General features: G+C 65.5%; 16 protein-coding genes. 12 read left to right on the top strand and 4 right to left on the bottom strand.

Going from position 1 to position 19,538, the window contains the following annotated elements; translation table 11 throughout:
* From GY937_16070 to GY937_16055, 4 genes are all read right to left on the bottom strand, one after another.
* The coding region (locus GY937_16070) for an OmpA family protein (protein ID MCP5058222.1) at window positions 1-1,005 on the bottom strand (1,005 nt) is incomplete at its 3' end.
* Window positions 962-3,352: an endopeptidase La gene (gene lon / locus GY937_16065; protein ID MCP5058221.1), complete on the bottom strand. Its 2,391-nt coding sequence runs from the start codon at window positions 3,350-3,352 to the stop codon at window positions 962-964. The genes GY937_16070 and lon, both read right to left, overlap by 44 nt.
* A 6-nt stretch (window positions 3,353-3,358) precedes the next feature.
* Window positions 3,359-5,278 (bottom strand): molecular chaperone DnaK, encoded by a 1,920-nt coding sequence (gene dnaK, locus GY937_16060; protein MCP5058220.1) that lies wholly within the window; start codon window positions 5,276-5,278, stop codon window positions 3,359-3,361.
* Between the two features lie 172 nt (window positions 5,279-5,450).
* Entirely contained in the window at window positions 5,451-5,879 is a 429-nt protein-coding gene (locus GY937_16055) for a hypothetical protein (GenBank protein MCP5058219.1), read from the bottom strand.
* A gap of 366 nt (window positions 5,880-6,245) precedes the next feature.
* On the opposite strand from GY937_16055, the gene GY937_16050 reads away from it, so the two are divergent.
* The 12 genes from GY937_16050 to gspN are packed head-to-tail and all read left to right on the top strand — an operon-like array spanning window position 6,246 to window position 19,384.
* Window positions 6,246-7,127, top strand: coding sequence for a hypothetical protein (locus GY937_16050; GenBank protein ID MCP5058218.1), 882 nt, complete (start codon window positions 6,246-6,248; stop codon window positions 7,125-7,127).
* Window positions 7,128-7,132: 5 nt separating this feature from the next.
* On the top strand, window positions 7,133-9,760 hold the full coding sequence (gspD, locus tag GY937_16045; GenBank protein MCP5058217.1) for a type II secretion system secretin GspD: 2,628 nt from the start codon (window positions 7,133-7,135) through the stop codon (window positions 9,758-9,760).
* A 28-nt stretch (window positions 9,761-9,788) separates the two neighbouring features.
* Window positions 9,789-11,522 (top strand): type II secretion system ATPase GspE, encoded by a 1,734-nt coding sequence (gene gspE / locus GY937_16040; protein ID MCP5058216.1) that lies wholly within the window; start codon window positions 9,789-9,791, stop codon window positions 11,520-11,522.
* A 20-nt stretch (window positions 11,523-11,542) separates the two neighbouring features.
* Window positions 11,543-12,781, top strand: a complete 1,239-nt coding sequence (gspF, locus tag GY937_16035) for a type II secretion system inner membrane protein GspF (GenBank protein ID MCP5058215.1) — start codon at window positions 11,543-11,545, stop codon at window positions 12,779-12,781.
* A 21-nt stretch (window positions 12,782-12,802) separates the two neighbouring features.
* The gene (gspG, locus tag GY937_16030) at window positions 12,803-13,285 is read left to right on the top strand and encodes a type II secretion system major pseudopilin GspG (GenBank protein MCP5058214.1); all 483 of its coding nucleotides are present in this window, start codon (window positions 12,803-12,805) and stop codon (window positions 13,283-13,285) included.
* Complete coding sequence (locus GY937_16025) at window positions 13,285-13,863, top strand: prepilin-type N-terminal cleavage/methylation domain-containing protein (protein MCP5058213.1); 579 nt, start codon at window positions 13,285-13,287, stop codon at window positions 13,861-13,863. Before gspG ends, GY937_16025 begins: the two co-directional genes overlap by 1 nt.
* A 13-nt stretch (window positions 13,864-13,876) precedes the next feature.
* Window positions 13,877-14,389, top strand: coding sequence for a prepilin-type N-terminal cleavage/methylation domain-containing protein (locus GY937_16020; GenBank protein ID MCP5058212.1), 513 nt, complete (start codon window positions 13,877-13,879; stop codon window positions 14,387-14,389).
* Between the two features lie 32 nt (window positions 14,390-14,421).
* Entirely contained in the window at window positions 14,422-15,363 is a 942-nt protein-coding gene (locus tag GY937_16015; GenBank protein MCP5058211.1) for a hypothetical protein, read from the top strand.
* Window positions 15,363-16,382, top strand: coding sequence for a type II secretion system minor pseudopilin GspK (gspK, locus tag GY937_16010; GenBank protein MCP5058210.1), 1,020 nt, complete (start codon window positions 15,363-15,365; stop codon window positions 16,380-16,382). Before GY937_16015 ends, gspK begins: the two co-directional genes overlap by 1 nt.
* Before the next feature lie 22 nt (window positions 16,383-16,404).
* The gene (locus GY937_16005) at window positions 16,405-17,970 is read left to right on the top strand and encodes a pilus assembly protein PilM (GenBank protein MCP5058209.1); all 1,566 of its coding nucleotides are present in this window, start codon (window positions 16,405-16,407) and stop codon (window positions 17,968-17,970) included.
* Window positions 17,967-18,521 carry a type II secretion system protein M gene (locus GY937_16000; protein MCP5058208.1) on the top strand — a complete coding sequence of 185 codons (555 nt, stop codon included), beginning with the start codon at window positions 17,967-17,969 and terminating at the stop codon, window positions 18,519-18,521. The genes GY937_16005 and GY937_16000 overlap by 4 nt, the downstream gene beginning before the upstream one ends.
* Window positions 18,518-19,384: a type II secretion system protein GspN gene (gspN, locus tag GY937_15995; protein MCP5058207.1), complete on the top strand. Its 867-nt coding sequence runs from the start codon at window positions 18,518-18,520 to the stop codon at window positions 19,382-19,384. The genes GY937_16000 and gspN overlap by 4 nt, the downstream gene beginning before the upstream one ends.
* Window positions 19,385-19,538: the final 154 nt, after the last annotated feature.

Below are 19,538 nucleotides of genomic sequence, written 5' to 3'. Positions count from 1 at the left end.
CGCCGGAGCGTCGGCACTCTCAGCCGCCGGAGCGTCGGCACTCTCAGCCGCCGGAGCGTCGGCACTCTCAGCCGCCGGAGCGTCGGCACTCTCAGCCGCCGGAGCGTCGGCACTCTCAGCCGCCGGAGCGTCGGCACTCTCGGCCGCGCGAGCGTCGGCGCCTTCGGTTGGCAGCAGGCGGATCTCGATGCGGCGGTTGCGGGCGCGACCTTCGGCAGTCTTGTTGGGCGCGACGGGACGATTCGGCCCGTAGGAGACCGCCACCAGGCGTTCAGCCGCCACGCCCTCGCGCTCCAGGATTCGCACGACGGCGGCAGCACGTGCCCCGGCCAGCTCCCAGTTCGTGGGGTAGATCCGGGCCAATCGGCCCCGGATCACGTGATTGTCCGTATGCCCTTGCACCTGGACCCGGTGGTCATCGGCGGCAAGGCGGGAAGCCACGCGGCTGAGAACGCCCCGCCCAACACTGGAAAGCTGCGCCGAGCCTTTCGCGAACAAGATCTCCTGGGCGAGATTCACCCGCAGGCCTTCGCGCAATCGCTCGATTTCGACCCGGCCCGCCGCCACCTCCGACTGAAGCTCCGCGACCAGATCGTCGTAGGTGTTGCGGAGCTTCCCGACCTCTTGCTGCTCCTCGGCCACCTCGCGTTCGCGGGCTGTCAGGTTGGTTTCGAGTTCGTCCCTGCGGGCGCTCAGCACCTGTACCTGCGACTCCAGATCTGTCTTCCTCTCCCCGAGCTCCTCGCGAACCAGGCGCAGATCCTCGACCTGCTCGAGCAACGCAACGCGCTCGCCGCTCAAGCTCTCATTCGACGCTTCGAGCAGCTTGACCCGACCTTCGAGGCGCGAGCGCTCGGCGCTCTGCGCGTCGCGCTCAGCAACGACCTCGGCGTGCTTGCCCGGAAGCACGCAAGCCGAGGCGAACAGGCCCCCGAGCAAGAGGACCGCAACGACGGCTCGTTCAGACAGCCACGGCAGGCAAGAGGATCCGGTCGAGGGCTTCATCGATGGACGAAACGTAGTCAAAATCGAGGCCCTTGAGCAGCTCCGGTTGGATCTCTTCCACATCCCGGCGATTGCGCTCGGGGAGCACGACGCGCTGGATGCCCGAGCGCTTGGCCGCGAGCACCTTTTCCTTGATGCCTCCAACCGGAAGCACTTTGCCACGCAGGGTGATCTCCCCGGTCATCGCAACTTCCGGAGCCGTGGGCCGACCCAACATCAGCGATGCGAGGGATGTGACCATGGCCACACCGGCCGAGGGCCCGTCCTTCGGAACTGCGCCCGCAGGCACGTGCAGATGGAAATCCCGCTTCTCGAACGCCTCCGGCTCGAGATCGAACTTCTCGGCGCGAGCTTGGAGCCAGGTGCGCGCTGCCTCCGCCGACTCGCGCATCACGTCACCGAGGGAACCCGTCAGCTTGAGACCGCCGCGACCGGGCATCATGGTGCTCTCGATGAACAGGATGTCACCGCCCGCCGGGGTGTAGGCCAGGCCCACGGCCACGCCCGGCATGCCGGCTCGCTCGGCCAGCTCCGGCTCGAAGCGGATCGGCCCCAGCAACTCGGCCAGATCCGGGGCATCGATCGCCACCGCCTGCCCATCCGCCACCTGCCCCTCGGCGATGCGACGGGCCACCTTCCGGCACAGCTTGCCGAGCTCGCGCTCCAGGTTCCTTACACCGGCCTCATGGGTGTAGCTCCCGATCACCGTCCGCAAGGCAGCCTCGCTGAAACTCAGATCGATCTCGGCCACCCCATTGGCTTCGCGCTGCCGGGGAATGAGAAAACGACGCGCGATCTCGAGCTTGTCCTCCTCGGTGTAGCCGGGCAGTTCGATCACCTCCATGCGATCCCGCAAGGCCGCAGGCACCGGCTCCATCTGGTTCGCCGTGGCGATGAAGAGCACCTGGGAGAGGTCGAAGGGAACCTCCAGGTAGTGATCACTGAACGCCGAGTTCTGTTCCGGGTCGAGCACTTCGAGAAGCGCCGACGACGGATCCCCACGGTAGTCCGCACCGACCTTGTCGACTTCGTCGAGCAGGAAGACCGGGTTCCGGGTACCCGATCGACGCATGCCCTGGACGATGCGGCCGGGCAACGCACCCACATAGGTGCGGCGATGTCCGCGAATCTCGGCCTCGTCGCGCACACCGCCTAGCGAGAGGCGTTCGAACTTCCGACCCAGGGCCCGCGCGATCGAGCGGCCCAGGGATGTCTTTCCGGTTCCCGGCGGCCCGACGAAGCACAGGATCGGCCCGCGCAGGTCTTTCTTCAGGGAGAGGACGGCGATGTACTCGACGATCCGATCCTTGACCTTCTCGAGGCCGAAGTGGTCCTCATCGAGGATGCGGCGTGCGTCCTCGACCGAGAGCTGATCCTCGCTGACCTTGCTCCAGGGCAGATCGACCATCCACTCGAGATAGGCGCGGATCACGCCATGCTCTGCGGAAGCCGGCGGCATCTGCTCGAGGCGTTCGACCTCGCGAAGCGCCTGTTTCTCGGCTTCCTCGGGCATCTGCGCCGCTTCGATCTTCTCCCGCATGGCGTCGGCTTCGGCGTCTTCATCCTCTGCCTCGCCGAGCTCCTTGCGGATGTGGTCGAGCTGTTGACGCAGCATGTACTCACGCTGGGTCTTGCCCATCTCGCTCTGGACCTTCTCCCGGATCTCGCTCTCGATCTGGATCGCGTCACCGGCGCGGCGCAGCTCGTCGCGTACGCGGCGCAGACGCGCCACCACGTCGAGCTCTTCCAGGAAGGCCTGCTTGCCCGCGATGTCGAGCTCGAGATTCGAAGCCACCAGATCCGCCAGCCGGGTCGGCTCCTCGACGTTCATGGCGAGCACCTGGAGCTCGTCCGAGAGCCGGCTCGATTCGGAGACCAGACCCACGAACTGGTCGCGCACCTCGCGAGTCAACGCCAACGCCTCGACGGCCTCGGCATCTCCGCAGTCTCGCAGGGCTTCGACACGCCCCCGGAAAAAGGGATCCTCCGCCGTGAACTCGGTCACCCTCGCGCGACCCGTTCCCTGCACCAGCAGCCGGTACGAATCATCCGGGAACTTCAGCATCTTCACGATGCGAAGCACGGTCCCCGTGCGATGCACATCTTCGGTGCTGGGGCTGCCCTCGAGCGAGCGGTTCACCGCCACGCTCATCATCAGCCGCTCCGGATCCGCGAGGACGGAATCGATCAACGCCTTCGACCGCTCGGTGTTCACCAGCAGCGGCGCAAGCAGGTGCGGAAAGATCACCGTGTTCTTGAGAGGAAGAATGGGGAGTTCTTCGGGCAACTCCTCCACTTCTTCTTGAACCGCTGCGACCTCCTCGCCGGTAGGTTCCAACTCCTCCAAGGGGCCCTACTTCTCCTCCGAGAATTCGGCGTCGATCACGTCATCGTCGTCCCCGCCCGCCGGGCCTTCACTCGCCTCGGCGCCAGGAGCCTCGGCCTCGGGACCACCCGCAGCATCGGCCTGGGCCTTGTACAGCACCTCGGCCACCTTGTGCATGGCCTGCTCGACCTTGGTGTAGGCGGCTTCCATGCGCTCCGTCTCGTTGCTCTCGAGGTCTTGTTTGGCGGCCGCGAGCGCCTCCTCGATTTCCTTCTTGTCGGCCTCGGCGAGCTTGTCGCCATTCTCGGAGAGCGTCTTCTCCGTCTGGTAGATCAACGAATCGAGTTTGTTGTGGGCTTCGACGGATTCGAGGCGCTCCTTGTCCTCGGAGGCGTGGCTCTCTGCATCGTCCATCATCCGGTCGATCTCTTCCTTCGACAGGCCACTCGACCCCTCGATCCGGATCGACTGCTCCTTGCCCGAAGCCTGATCCTTGGCGTGCACCGCCAGGATGCCGTTGGCGTCGATGTCGAAAGCCACGTCGATCTGGGGAACACCGCGCGGAGACGGCGGAATCCCATCCAGGATGAACCGGCCGATCTCGCGGTTGGCCGAAGCGATCTCGCGCTCGCCCTGCATCACCCGGATCTCCACCTGGGGCTGGTTGTCTGCGGCCGTGGAGAAGACCTGACTGCGCTTGGTCGGGATCGTCGTGTTGCGCTCGATCAGCGCGGTCATGACGCCACCGAGGGTCTCGATCCCCAAGGAGAGCGGCGTGACATCCAGGAGCAGCACGTCCTTCACGTCACCGGCCAGGACACCCCCCTGGATCGCCGCACCGACCGCAACCACTTCGTCCGGGTTGACGGTCTTGTTCGGCTCCTTGCCAAAGAGTTCGGTGACCCTCTGCTGCACGAGCGGCACACGGGTAGAACCACCGACCAGCACGACCTCGTCGATCTCTCCAGCCGCGATGCCCGCATCGGCCATCGCCTTGCGGCAGGGCTCGAGGGATTTCTCGACCAGATCCTCGATCAGCTGCTCGAACTTCGCCCGGCTGAGCTTCAGGTTCATATGCTTCGGACCGCTCTGATCCGCGGTCACGTAGGGCAGGTTGATATCGGTCGTCTGAGAGGTCGAAAGTTCGATCTTCGCCTTCTCCGCGGCCTCGCGCAGACGCTGCATCGCCATCGGATCGGCGGTGAGATCGATGCCCTGATCCTTCTTGAACTCGGCGACCAGATACTCGATCACCCGATGATCCAGGTTGTCGCCACCCAGGTGCGTATCACCGTTGGTGGCCTTCACCTCGACGACGTTCTCGCCCACTTCGAGGATCGAGATATCGAACGTGCCTCCACCGAAATCGTAGACGGCGATCTTCTCGTCGCTCTGCTTGTCGAGGCCGTAGGCAAGCGCAGCTGCCGTGGGCTCGTTGATGATGCGCTTGACTTCGAGTCCCGCGATCTTGCCCGCGTCCTTGGTGGCCTGACGTTGGGCGTCGTTGAAATAGGCGGGCACGGTGATGACCGCGCTGCTCACTTCCTGGCCCAGATAATCCTCCGCGGCCTTCTTCAACTTCTGCAGGATCATCGCGGAGATCTCGGGCGGCGTGAACGGCTTGCCGTCGATCTCGATCACGGCGGCACCACCCGGGCCCTCGCCGACCGTGTACGGAACGAGGCTCGTCTCTTCGGGCACCTCGTTCTTGCGGCGACCCACGAAACGTTTGATCGAGTAGACCGTGCGCTCCGGATTGGTCACGGCCTGGCGCTTGGCCACGGCACCCACCAGTCGCTCGCCGTCATCCGTGAACGCCACGATCGAAGGCGTCGTTCGGCCCCCCTCTTCGTTCGCGATCACCGTGGGCTGTCCACCCTCCATGACGGCAACCACCGAGTTCGTGGTTCCCAGGTCGATTCCGATGATCTTTCCGCTATCCGCCATGACCGTGCAGGCCTCCTGAAAGGATGTGCCGGCCAAGGCTGGTTCCCAGTTCTACCCCGTCAAATCCCCCAGGGGCGCGGGGACATTCTTTCCGCTGTTTCCGTTACGGGCTGGCAGGCAAAGCCTGCCAGCCCGTACCGGAAACAGCGGAAAGAACGTCCCCGCCCTCCGACTAGCCCTGGTTGAAATCGAGGCGGGGGCGGAACTGGATGTGGAAGGTGCGGGTTTCCTCCAAGAGCAGGCCGGGGGGCCAGTAGCCCTCGCCGTAGATCTCGAGGCGAAGCTCGTTGTCGCCGTGGAGGAGGCCGTGGAGGAGGCCGTGGAGAGAGCCGTGGACGCCGTTCTGGGCGATTTCCAGCTCGTCGGTCACGTCCGCGCCGTTCAGCAGCGCGCGAAACGTGGCGGATCGGGCACGTGCGGGGTCGAAACGCACGAAGACCTCGACGCCCTCGATGCCGACCTGGGGATCCCCCACCGGGGCCTGGACGTGGAGCAGAACCGGCCCCAGAAGCAGCAGCCCCGCCAGGCCGGCCGCGAGCGGCAACCCACACAACCCCAGGAGGGCGAACCAGCGGAATCTGCGCAAGTGAATGCTCGGCATGGACGATTCGGAAAAAACTCCTTGCTTGGGAGTAGCCCAGGGAACGTCTTGGGTGGCGTAGGCGTCGAATTCTCCGAGAAGCTGCAAAGATGTGAAGTCCATCACCCAGTGGTCATGCGAACGACGCGATAACCCCCCGGAATTGCGAGGGAACCGGTTTGGAGACGCGAGTCCGGGCCGATATACTGACCTGCTCGTGGAGGGGTTCGGCGCGGCTGGGCCCGGGATTCTTCGCCTGGCGGCTGCCAGCGCATGTTTTCGGAGGGGATTCGGACTCTTCGTCGCGCGAGACGGCCGGCTGATGCATGTAGGGTCGAGGCCGGGGCCAACCGGGAGGGGCGCAGGGATGAGCGAGGACGACGCACGGTGAGCCGGACTTTGATCCTGGTGGCCAATGTCGCGCTGGTCGCGACCTGCTGCTTCCTGGCGGCACGGATGATCGCATCCGTATCCAGCTCCATGCTGGTCCCCGACGCGGGAGCCGCTCTCAGCCAGCCCTTGCCCGTCCGGCCGACGGATCGCAGTTGGGACGCACGGCAGATCATCATCAGCCGCAACCCCTTCAATGCGTCGACGCTGGCACCGGCGCCACCGCCTCCGGACGAAGACGAGGAATACGCCAAGACCAAACTGCCGTTGCGATTGCTGGGAACCGCAGCCCACGAGTCGACTGCGCTCTCCTGGGCAGCGGTCGAGGATCTCGAAGCTCGCAGCCACCTGGTGGTGCGGGTTGGCGATCGGCTGAAGGGCCGAGCCGATGTATTGAGGATCGAGCGGCGGAGGCTCGTTCTGCAAAACGGTGCGCGCCGAGAGGAATTGGCCCTGGAAGGCGAAGGTGGTGGGAAAACACCTCGCCGCAAGACCGCTCGCGCTCGTACTCGCCCCCGCCCTTCCAGGCGCAACACCCGGGTCGAGCGCCTTGCCGAGAACCGCTTCGCCGTGGAGCGCAACGATGTCAACGAAGTCGCCAACAACCCGGCTGCCCTCTTTTCCCAGGCCCGCATCCTGCCGAAGTATGAGAACGGGCAGATGGTCGGCGTCCAGCTGAATGCCATCAAGGCTGGCAGCCTCTTCCAGGAGATCGGAATCCAGGACGGGGACACCATCACGGAATTCAACGGCATCCAGGTCACAGGCCAGCAGGAGAGCGCACAGGTGTTGAGCGAACTCGCGACGTCACAGACCTTCGCCGTAACAGTCAAGGGACGCGACGGGCAGACGCGCCAGCTGGAGTACGAGATCCGATGAGACAGATGGGGAGTCGATTCCTGATGCGATGGCGGCTGCAACACCGGGTCCGGCTGTACGGGCTGGCCTTGATACTCCTGTTCGTTGCGGGCCCGACACTCGCTCAGGCGCCGCCGGCCCCCGAAGCGGGTCTCAAGGCCGACAACGGCCACGTCCAGCTCGACTTCACCGATGTCGAACTCTCGGTCGTGATCGATACGATCGCGCGGCTGACGAACAAGAACTTCATCTACGACGATCGCGTGCGCGGCCGGGTGACGATCGTGTCGCCCACCAAGGTCACCCGTGAGGAAGCCTACGCGGTTTTCGAATCCGTCCTCCAGGTGAAGGGCTTCACCACGGTCGAAACCCCAGGCGGCGCCATCAAGGTGATTCCGATTCGCGAGGCCAAGGAAAGCAACATCGAGATCGTCCGTGGCAAGACGTCGACACCCAAGAGCGACCGCTTCGTGACGCGCTTGATCGCGCTGCGTTTCATCGACGCCGAGGCCATCACCAATACGCTGAAGCCGCTCGTCTCGAAGGATGCCTCGATGGTGGCCTACCCGCCCACCAACACCGTGATCCTGACGGACTCGGCCTCCAACATCCGACGCATCCTCTCCATCCTCCAGTCGATCGACGTCGAGTCCTACAAGGAAGAGCTGACCGTCATCCAGGTTCGACATGCGGATTCCGCGACGCTGGCCTCTCAGCTGTCGGAGATCTTCGACGCGGATGTCGCGAGCACCACGAACCAGCCGGTACGCGCCCGCGCGCGCCGCGCCGTTCAGCAAGCGGCCGGAGCAGCGACTCAAGGCGCTCCGAAGGGCCGGGTTCGCCTGATCACCGACGAGCGCACCAACTCGCTGATCGTGCTGGCCTCGAGGCCTCGGATGACCGAGATCCGTGAGGTGATCCAACGCCTCGACGTGCCCGTCGTCGGCGGCGGACGCATCCACGTCTACCGCCTGCGCCACGCCGATGCCGAAGAGTTGGCGACGACGCTCTCCTCGCTGATCAGTGGCCAGCCCGCCGGCGGCGGAGGAGGCGGCCGGGCGGTCGTCGGCGGCGTCGCAGCCAACCCCGCCCTGCGTGCCGCCATCACCGAGCTTTCCGAAGGCGTGACCGTCACGGCGGATGCGCCCACCAACTCACTCGTCATCCAGGCCACCCGGGAGGGCTACGACACCCTCTCCCAGGTGATCAGGCAACTCGACATCGAACGGCCCCAGGTGCTGGTCGAGGCATTGATCATGGAGGTCGACGTCACCGACGGGCGAGATCTCGGCTTCAACGGCTTCGGGCGCATCTTCCGTGGCAACACCAGCTATGCGCTCGGCTCGGTCACGGATTCGGGCGCCATTCCCGACGTGTTCGGCTCGAGCAGCACAGACTCGGAAGGCACGACCTCGGGCACGAGCCCCGGCGGCTTGAGCAACTCGATCGTCAGCAGCCTGTTCGCGGCGGCCACGCGCAGCTCGTTGGCCCCGATCATGGTTCCGGGCGTCGATGAAATGGGCAACGAAATTCTCGAAGCGGCTACCGACGCCTTCGGGAACCAACTCCTCACCGGCTCCCTCATCCAGGGCATCATCCGTGCCAGCGCCTCGCTCAGCAGTTCCAACATTCTGTCGGCCCCGCACATCCTCACCCTCGACAACGAAGAAGCCGAGATCAAGATCGGCAACAACATCCCGATCGTGACCAGCCGGGTCGAGTCGGCCGCGGGCCAGAGCACGGGCAGCCTCGCGACCAGCCAGAACATCGAGCGCCACGACATCGGCATCACGCTGCGCGTGACGCCCCAGATCTCCGAAGGCGACAGCCTACGGCTCAAGATCTTTCAAGAGATCACGGCCATCAACCCGGGGCTGACCGCTCAAACGGGCACTGCCGAAGAGGTGGGCGTCGCGCTCTCGAACCGCAAGATCGAGAACGTGGTGGTGGTCGGTGACGGTGAGACGATCGTGATCGGCGGGCTGATTGGCGAGGACGAAGGCGACATCGAGACCAAGGTGCCCTGGCTGGGCGACATCCCGATTCTCGGCTGGCTGTTCAAGACCACGGACGAGGATGTCCAGAAGCTCAACCTGCTGGTCTTCCTCACCCCTTACATCGTGCGCAACGAGGCCGAGCTCGCCACCGAGACGATCCGCAAGCGGGAGGAATTCTGGGAATCGAGCGAGAAAGCCCTGCGGCTGACGGACAAGGAAAAGAAGCAGGCCAAGGAGCGGCGCGAGGAAGCGGAGGCTGCGGGAATCTCGATGGAGCCCTTCAGGGGTCGCAACCCGGTGCGCGGTCGACTGGTCGACCATCGCAACCGCTACCCGGTAGACCAGATGCGCGAGATCGAGCGCCAGCAGAACGAAGCCCGTGAGCAGGCAGCGGCCCCCGCCAGCGTCGACGCGTCCACCCGCTACGGCGTGCTCGCCGCGACCTTCGGCGACGAGGGCGCTGCCGCCGCTGCACTCCAACAGCTGATCGACGCCGGCTACGACGGCACGCTGGTCAGCGGAGAGCGTTCCGGTACGGTGCTCTACCAGGTCCGAATCGGGCCCTTCGACGAGCAGCAAGAGGCGGAGGCCGCGGCCAAGGTGATGCGCGAGGGCTTCGAGCTCTCTCCCGTCGTCACCGTGGAGAACGGCGGATGAACACCACCCACTTCTTCGAGAGTATCCCTTGAACCCCATCGACGAGCGCCTGGGCCTGCGTGAGGTCCTGTTGCGGACCACGCCGCTGACCCTCGACCAGCTCGAGGAAGCCCTTCGCCGCCAGCAGGACGAAGGCGGCCGGTTGACCGAGCATCTGCTGCGCCTGGGCTTCTTGTCCGAGGACCAGCTGCTCGGGGCCATCGGCAACCAGCTCGGCCTGAAGGTCCGACCTTCGATCACGCCCGACGATGTGGACGAGGTGTTGGCAGAGAAGCTGCCGATTGCCTTTGCCAAGACCCACGGTCTGCTGCCCGTCGGCCGCACCGACGACGGTTCGGTACGCATCGCCATCTCCAACCCCTACGACACCGCCTGCCTCGACGACCTGCGCCTGCTCTTCGACGGCGCAGACATCGAGACCGAACTGGTCGGACGCCGCGAAGTGATGGCGGCCATCAACCAGGTCTACGATCGGGGCGGAGCCGGCGCTCTCGATTCGATTCTCGAAGATGCGGCGGACGACTTCGCTGCGGTCGCCAGCGAACTTTCTGCCGAGCCCGAGGATCTGCTCGACGCCGATGACGAGGCGCCGATCATCCGCCTGGTCGATTCACTCGTGCAGCAGGCGGTGAAGGAGCGGGCCAGCGATATCCACATCGAGCCCTTCGAGAAGGAGATCCGCGTCCGCTTCCGGGTCGACAACATGCTCTACGAACCGGTCAGCCCGCTGCCGAAGGCGTTGCTTCCTTCGGTCGTGTCGCGCATCAAGATCCTCGGCGGTCTCGATATCGCGGAGAAACGCCTTCCGCAGGATGGGCGGATCCGCCTCAAGATCGCCGGTCGCGATTACGACGTGCGCCTCTCGACCGTTCCCGTCGCCCACGGTGAGCGTCTGGTCCTTCGGCTCTTGCCGCGCACCACCGACATGCTCGATCTCGAGCACCTGGGCTTCGACAAGCAGAAGCTCGAGGTGTGGAACAGGCTCATCCAGCGCCCGAACGGCATCATCCTGGTGACAGGCCCGACCGGTAGTGGCAAGACCACCACCCTCTACGGCGCGCTCTCCCGCGTGAACCGCAACGATACGAATATCATCACCATCGACGATCCGGTCGAGATCCAGCTACCTGGCGTGGGCCAGATCGAGGTCAACCCGAAGATCGGCCTGACCTTCGCCAGCGCTCTCCGCACCGTGCTGCGCCAGGATCCGAATGTGGTGCTGGTCGGCGAGATCCGCGATCTCGAGACCGCAGAGATCGCGATCCAGGCCTCCCTCACAGGCCACCTGGTGTTCTCGACCCTGCATACCAACGATGCCCCGAGTGCCATTACCCGGCTCGTGGACATGGGCGTCGAGGCCTACCTGGTCGCTTCCTCGCTCTCGGCCGTACTCGCCCAGCGATTGGTCCGTGTGCTCTGCAAGGAATGTCGTGTCGCCTACGAGCCCACCCCCGAGGAGTTGGCCGAGGTCGGCATCCGTGCCAAGGACAAGCTCCAGATCTACCGCGCAGCCGGTTGCTCTCAGTGCCACGATACCGGCTATGCCGGGCGTGTCGGCATTTTCGAACTCATGATCGTGGACGACGCCATCCGCAACCTCGTAACCCAGAACGTCGACGCCAAGGCGATCAAACGCCTGGCGGCGCAGAGCGGCATGCAGACCCTGCGTGTCGACGGGGCCCGCAAGGTACTCGCCGGAGTGACCTCCCTGGAGGAGGTCGTGCGCGCCACGGAAGAAGAGGAAGGGATGGCCGCGGCCTGACCCTTCGGGAGGCCAGCGGCGTGCCGGTCTATCAATTCAAAGGCGTTACCGAAGGCGGCCGCGCGACGAAGGGATTCGTCGACGCGGATAGCGACCGGACCGCCCGCCAGAAGCTTCGCCGCGACGGCGTCTTCCTGACCGAGCTGCTGGAAAGCTCGGCGGCCGCGACACCCACGCGGACCCACAGCCAGGCCAGCACGCCCTCCAAGAGGACCGCTCTCTTCAAACGTGTCTCGGGCACCGACCTGGCCCTGGCGACCCGCCAACTCGCCACCTTGTTAGGTGCGGGTATTCCGCTGGTCGAATCCCTCGGAGCCCTGACCGAGCAGATCGAAAACGCGCGCTTGAAGAGCGTTTTCAGCATCGTTCGCGACCGGGTGAACGAAGGCGCCAGCCTGGCCGACGCGATGGCTTCCGCCGGCCCCTTCAACAATCTCTTCGTCAGCATGGTGCGCGCCGGCGAAACCGGTGGTGCCCTCGAAACCGTCCTCGACCGGTTGGCCGACTACCTGGAAGGCCAGGTGCGAACCGCCAACAAGGTCATTTCGATCTTGCTGTATCCGGCCGTGATGATGCTCGTCGCCGTCGCGGTGGTGATCGTCCTGGTCACGATCGTGCTGCCGCAGATCACCCAGCTGCTCGAGAGCCTCGACCGCGAACTGCCGATCTACACGAGAGCCGTGATCGGTCTCTCCGATTTCCTGCGCAGCTGGTGGTGGGCCGTGGGAATCGGGCTCGTCGGAGGCATCACCGCCCTTCGCGCCTTCATCGCCACCGAGAAGGGGCGTTACCGCTGGGACGGCTTCCTCCTGCGGATCCCGCTCTTCGGCAAGATCGTTCGCCAGCTCGCCATTTCACGCTTCACGCGCACCCTCTCAACACTGCTGGCCGGTGGCATTCCGATCGTGCGCTCTCTCGATATCTCGCGGCACGTGGCCGCCAACGCGGTGATCGGAGAGGCGGTCGAAGAAGCCCGCACCTCGATCACCGGCGGCGCTTCCATCGCCGCACCGCTGCGGGCCAGCGGCCACTTCCCTCCCCTCGTCACGCATATGGTCGACGTCGGAGAACGCAGCGGCGATCTCGCCGGAATGCTCGCCAAGGTGGCCGACACCTACGAGGAGCAGGTGGAGAACACGGTCACCCGCATCACCGCCTTGCTCGAGCCCCTTCTGATCCTGGTCATGGTCGGCGTGGTGTTGGTCATCATGCTCTCGACGCTCGTACCGCTGCTCGAGCTCACCAGCTCGATCCAATGAACCGCTAGAGGAGAACCTCCGATGTCCACCCCCGACCTCCACGACGTGCGCCGCCGCCGCTCCCGTCGCCAACGAGGCTTCTCGCTGATCGAGATCATGGCGGTGGTCGTGATCATGGCCTTGCTGATGGGCCTGGTCGGTACCGCCGTCTTCGATCGCATCAACGTCGCGCGCATCCAGACGACGAAGGTGCAGATCAAGACGATCGAATCGGCCCTGGCGTTCTATCAGATGGACACGGGGCGCTTTCCGACCAGCGAGCAAGGGCTGGGTGCCCTGATCACACGCCCGACGGCGGGTCCCGAGGCGCGGAACTACCGCCCTGGGGGCTACCTGTCGAGCAAGACCCTGCCCCTCGACGCCTGGGGTGAGGCCTTCCTGTATCAGTCGCCGGGGAACCACAACCCGGAACAGTTCGATATCTGGTCCCTCGGTGCCGACGGCCAGCCCGGCGGCTCCGACACGAACGGCGACATCGGCAACTGGGACGCCCAGGCAGGCTGATGCAACCGCGCCGCCCCCCTTCCGGCGGGTTCACCCTGATCGAGACGATCGCGGTGGTGCTGCTGATCGCGCTGGTGGCGGCCGCCGCGATTCCGAACCTCGGCTTGCGTTCGGGACGCGCGAGCCTGCAGGAAGCGGAATCCCTGGGAGCCCTGCTCGCGTTCGGGCGCCAGCGCGCAGTCATGACCGGCCGGCCCCAGCGGGTGATCCTGGATCTGGACGCCCAGCGCTACTGGCTCGAGAGCCTTGGAGCCACGGCAGGGGATACTGGCGAACCCGAAGAAGGCTGGGCGGAGGCCCGCGAACTACCCCTGGTTGCACCCCGCGGCGAGGAAACCCGCTACGCGCCCGCGGCGGGCCCCTCCGGCCGGCCGTATGCACCCGCACGTGGGGTCTGGCTCACCGCTGTCGAAACTTCCGAAGGCCGCATCGAGCGCGGCCAGATATCCGTACCCTTCGCCTGGGACGGCAGCAGCGAGGCCACGCAGGTCTGGATCGAAGCCGACGGCGGCAACAGGGTCCTCCTGAACCTTCCTCCCCTGGCCGATCGAATCGGAATCGAGCGCGTCGATGGTTAGGCGCGGCACACGAATGCGACGCGGCTTCACCTTGCTCGAAGTCATGGTCGCGATCATGGCACTGGGCATCGCGGTCACGATGCTGACCCGCACCGCGGTTGACGGCATGCGCCTCGAAGGGGACGCCTATCGTCGGCTCGGTGCATCCCGGGTGGCCGGCCAACTGATGGCCGACCTGGAGAGTGGAATGATCGGGGGAGTCGTACCCGAGGTGGGACAACGCGAACTCGAGGTCGAAGGTTTCGTCGTGGTCGTCGAGGCCAGCCCGGTCGAGCCCAGCGATCTGGGGATCGACTTGGGCGACAGGGACCGCGATTCCGGCCCGCTGACCGCCCTGGTCGGGGACGACCGCCAAAGCACGGGCCCACCTCTCCTCGAAATCCAGATCGCCGTGACCTGGCAGGAGGGCCTCTACACCCAGGAGGTGCGCCGCACCACGTTCAGCTTCGATGCGGCCAGTGTGGCATCCGATCTGCCAAGCGAAGAAGAAGCCGACGCAGACGACGCCGAGGACTTCGAGCCGTGATCCATCTCACCAGGCATTCCCCTCGCCCCCGCGTGACCGATCTCGCCGGATCCGGACGCCGGCTGCGCGATGAAGCCTTCACCCTCATCGAAATGATGTTCGTGATGCTCTTCACCGCCATCGTCATGACCCTCGCCATCAACTTCTACCTCCAGCTCTCCCGCCAGAGCGCAGCGGCGGTCGAGTTGACGGAAGACGACCGACGAGCGGCCCTCGTCCTGGACCGCATTGCCCGGGAACTCCAGGAGACGGTCCTGATCAAGAAGCCGGCAGAGGTCGACCCCCTGGCCCACCCCTGGTTCTTCCTCGCCGAAGCGAGCCGCGGGGGCGACGGGGCTGACCGATTGAAGTTCCAGACCCGCGCTCATCGCCCCCGATCGAATACAGCCCACGAATCGGATCTCGCCACGGTGGCATTCTTCACGGCGCCTAACGATGCCGGAGACGCGCTGGAGCTCCTGCGCTGGTCCCAGGCCCGCTTGCCCGAGAGCCTCGACGCCGCATTCCCGAGGCGCGACGATACAGGTGTCCAGGTGCTTGCCGAAGACGTCGCTTCGTTTGGCGTGCGCCTGCAGGACGAGAACGGCGAATGGAGCGAGCGCTGGGATTCGGCGATCGGCGTGGAGCACTCCAGCCAGCTACCGATCCAGATCGAACTGCGCCTGAGTCTCGCCGATCCGGACGCGGACCTGGCGGATTTCGGCGCCGAGCCCGAGCCCTTCCTTCGGCGGGTCGTACTGCCGATTCGCCCTCTCGATCTCGAACCGGAAGACGCAGAAGAGGCCGACGAAGAAGACGAGCCCTGCATCACCGTGGCCGAGTGCGAGGAGCTGAACCCCCAGGTCTTTGACGCAGCCGAAGCCGCGGATCCGATCGAGTACCAATCGCTCTTCGACAGCGTCGCGGAACAATGCTTCGACGAAGTGGCGAACTCGCTGGGAATCGACCCAGGCCTCGTCCAGGGATGCGAGTAATGCAAACCACCGGGAAACGTCGCGCCGGTCTCGCCCTTCTCGCGGTGATGTTCTTCATCCTGCTCGCCGTGAGCGGCATCGCCACGTTCTTGCGCCGCGCGACGATCGACGGAATGGTCGTCCGCAATCGCGATTTCAGCGCGCGCTCGGAGGTCCTGGCCCGGGGCGGAATCCGCCTGGCCACTGCGCTTCTGCTGCAAGATCGCCTGGACGAAACCGAGGCCGCCTTCCGGGCGGAAACCCGCCATGAGTTGTGGGCCCAGGTGGGCGCTTCACCTCTCCTCGTGAAGGACGGCGGCGAACTCCGGCTGCGCATCGAGGATGCCGGCGCCCGGTTGAACCTGAACGCACTGGTACAAGACGGCACGGTCCGAGACGAACTTGCAGAGGGCTTCCTCGTCGAGGTTCTGGATCGGGTCATCCAGGAAATCCCCGGTGGGGACGAAGAACGGAGCTACGACGCCGAGGAGCTGGCCCAGAACCTCCTCGACTATCTGGACGAGGACAACGTGGGAATCACCGGATCCCTCGAGGACGACTACTACCAACGTCAGGAGCCCTCCTATCGGGCCGCAAACCGGCCCCTGCTCTCGGTCGATGAACTCGGCCTGGTCCAGGGCTTCAGCGGCCCGCTGGTCGAGGCGCTTCGGCCCTACGTGTCGGTCTACCCCCTCACCGGGGGAGACGGCATCAACCCCAACACGGCCGCACCCTGGGTGCTTGCCCTGCTCTACCACGGCACCACCAGCGACTATCGGCTGGCCGTCGCCGACACCGTTCGCGACATCCTGGAGCTGCGGGAGGCCGGGGACGTCTTGTGTGAGAGTTCCGAGGGAAGCGAGTGCATCGCGGTCGGCGAAGCCATCGAAGGCGAGATCTTCCCGCCGCTCACGTTTCAGACCGATGTGTTTCGCGTCGAGGCCCGGGCCCGCTACGGTGATGTAGAACGCACCGTGACCGCCTGGCTCGATCGAAGTGATCCGGCCGAGCCGCACTGGCTCGCTTGGGACATCCGATGACCGGGAATCGAAGGGGGGATCCATGGCCAGGCGCATCCTGGGGCTCGACCTGGGAAGCCACGCAATCAAGGCCGTGGAGATGCGTCAGACGCTCCGCGACCTGGAGGTCGTGCAGCTTCGCACGCTCTCGCTCGATGATCCGTCGCCCTCGTTGGCGGTGGAGATTCGCGAGTTCCTCCAGCTCCACGATCTACCCACGAGTGGGGCTGTGGTGGCACTCGCCGGTGATCGCGTTTCGAGTCGCAGGCTCAGCTTTCCGTTCCGCGACAAACGCAAGATCGGGCCGGCCGTGCCCTTCGAACTGGAATCCCAGGTGCCCTTCGAACTGGACGACTTCGTCGTCGATTGGGAAGTCGTGGCAGACCAGCGCGAGCAGACGGAAGTCGCCGCGACCCTGGCGCCGCGTAGCGAAGTCACGTTGCTGCTCGACATGCTGCACGAGGCCGGGGTCGAAGTCCGCATCGTCGAGGCCGAAGGGCTCGTACTGGCGAACCTGGCGAGTGCCTTCGAGCTTCCCGGTCCGCGGCTCCTCGTCGACATCGGCCACCGCAAGACGACGCTATGCCTCTGTCTCGATGGCCACGGCATCGCCGCACGCACCCTGCCCGTTGGAGGTGAGGCCATCACCCGGGCCGTTGCAAAGGATCGGGGCCTCGGCGAGATCGAGGCCGAACGGCTCAAGATCGAGCAGGGCATCTTCGGTGGCGCCGGTCGACCCGAATGCCTCAAGGCGGTCGAAGTCATCGATCGCCTGGCCCGCGAGATGCTGCGCACCCTCGGCTCGGCAGAAGAACTTCTCGATCAGGCCGGAGACAACCTCCCGCCCCCGCAAATCGTCCTGATGGGCGGCTCGGCCCGCCTCCACGAGCTGGATCGCTACCTCTCCGAGCGCACGTCGGTGCAGGCCATACGGTTGCCCCTGCCCAAGGGTGAGATGGGTGCCGCCCTGCTGGCCGGCGGAGATCCGATGGTCTTCGGGCCGGCGACCGCCCTGGCATTGCGCGGCAGCGCCCAGGCCGTCTCGCGCATGAATTTCCGCAAGGACGAGTTCGCGAAGCGAGTCGACCTGCGGCAGGTGAGCCGCGATCTCCGGCCGACCGCGATGCTCGCAGGCCTTGCCCTGCTGCTTGGCGGTGCATCCCTGGGAACCGACGCGTTCCTCCAAGGCCAACGCGCCAAGCGCGCAGAGGTCGCGGCCCAGGAGATCTACAGCCAGATCCTGCCCGGTCCGGTACCGGGCAACCTGGTCGCCGCGATGCAGACGGCATTGCGCGACGCGGAAAAAGAAGCCGACACCTTGGGTGTCTTCGGCGGCCACCTCTCGGCCCTCGACATCCTTACGGAACTCTCCCAGCGTGTGCCTCCGGACCTGGGCGTGGTCTTCGAACAACTCTCGATCGATCGCCAGGTGATCCAGATCAAAGGACACCTGCCCGAGTACGGCGGGGTCGACCGGCTGGAGAAGGCCCTCACCCAAGCTCCGCTCTTCCGCTCTCTCACCGTCGGCGATATCACCGGCGATACCCGACGCGGCGGCACCACCTTCAGTGTGCGCATCTCACTCGCACCTCCGGAGAGCACGCAATGAAAGGCTTGTGGAACCGCCTGGTCGATGCCTGGGGCGAACTCAGCGCGCGCGAGCGCACGTTGGTTGGCGGCGCCGGTGTTGCCCTGGCCATCGCGCTCTTCTACCTGGCCATCATCGGCCCGGCGCTCGATTTCGCAGCCGACGCTCGGCAACGCGCCGTGGCTGCAGAAGAACAGCTCCGCGCCGTACAGGCCCTGCGCGCAAGATACGATTTGATCGACGCTCCGCTGCGCAAGGTTCGCGAGCGGATCAGCGGCGGTGCCCAGGGCGAGATCTTCACCACCCTCGAAGAGCTGGCCCGGGAGAGCGCGGTGAAGGTCGCGTCCATGGAGCCGCGCACCTCGTCGGCCAGCGATGCCTACGAAGAGACCAAGGTCCAGGTCGTGCTCAAGAGCCAGACCCTTGCGCAGGTCGTCAACTACCTGCACCGCATCGAATCCGCAGCCCAGCTGCTCTCGATCAAGACCCTGCGCATCCGCACCCGTGCGGACAAGCCGGAACTGCTGGATGTCACCTTCACGGTCTCGTCCTTCGAGCGCATCCAGTCGTGACTTCGGCCAGCCTTCCCGCCGAACGCGGCAGGCTGATGCGCGGCCTCGGGATCGGCTTGGGATGTCTGCTGCTGACCCTGGTCTTTGCAGCCCTCCAGTTCCCCTGGAATCGGCTCACGCCTTGGCTGGTCGGCCAGGTGGAGCAGGCCACCGGCGCTCGCATCGAGGTGGCTCAGCTCGGAAGCGGGTGGGCGATGGGTGGACCAGCTGCGGATCTGCAGGGGCTCGTGCTTCACATGCCCGGTGAAGCTCCCCTCGAGATCGATCGTCTGCGCGTACGCCCCGCCCTCTCGGCCTCCTGGTTCGACGGTGAGCCCGCCCTTGCGATCGACCTTTCGCTTGGCGAGGGGCAGGTGCGCGGAACGGTCTGGCCTGCGGGAGCCGCAGGGTTCTCCGGAAGCTTCGATGACATCTACACGGCCGACCTGCCCGGCGCGCTCGACCTCTCGAGCCTGCCGCTCGACGGCTCCTTGTCCGGCGATGCGGACGTGCGACACCTGGAAAATCGCTGGGCTGGCGATGTGTCGATCCTGGGGAGCGACGGCAGTCTGGTCCTTCCCGGGCTACCGATCGCCCTTCCCTTCGACGAGTTCTCGGCCGATTTCCGCCTGGAAGAGGAGACGGGGGTGGAACTCGACAGCGTTCGCTTCGAAGGCCCCATGGCCTCCTTCGATGGGGAGGGGACGGTGGCTCTCGACCCGGCCGGCCGGCCCGGCGCCCTGGATCTGGAGATCCGCGTCTGGGGCGTTGACCCGTCCCTGCGGGGGATGGCAGAAAGCCAGGGCTTCCGACTGGGCGCCAGCGGAGAAGCGGAGATCTCGTTGAGCGGCACGGCGAACGCGCCGCAGATCGACATTCACTGAGATCGATATTCACTGAGATCGAGATCCACTGGATCCGATCTCCGCTCACAGCCGAATCCGGGCTAGAGCCGATCAGGGGGTTCCGAAATCTCTCATATCCGTTTATCCTGATGGACGGATAAAGAGCCTTCCTCGTCCATCCGATCGGATCCCT

This window comes from bacterium, from assembly GCA_024228115.1.
GTDB lineage: Bacteria > Myxococcota_A > UBA9160 > UBA9160 > UBA6930.
Note: the sequence above shows the minus strand (reverse complement) of the source record. Positions and strands in the feature narration are given on the sequence as shown.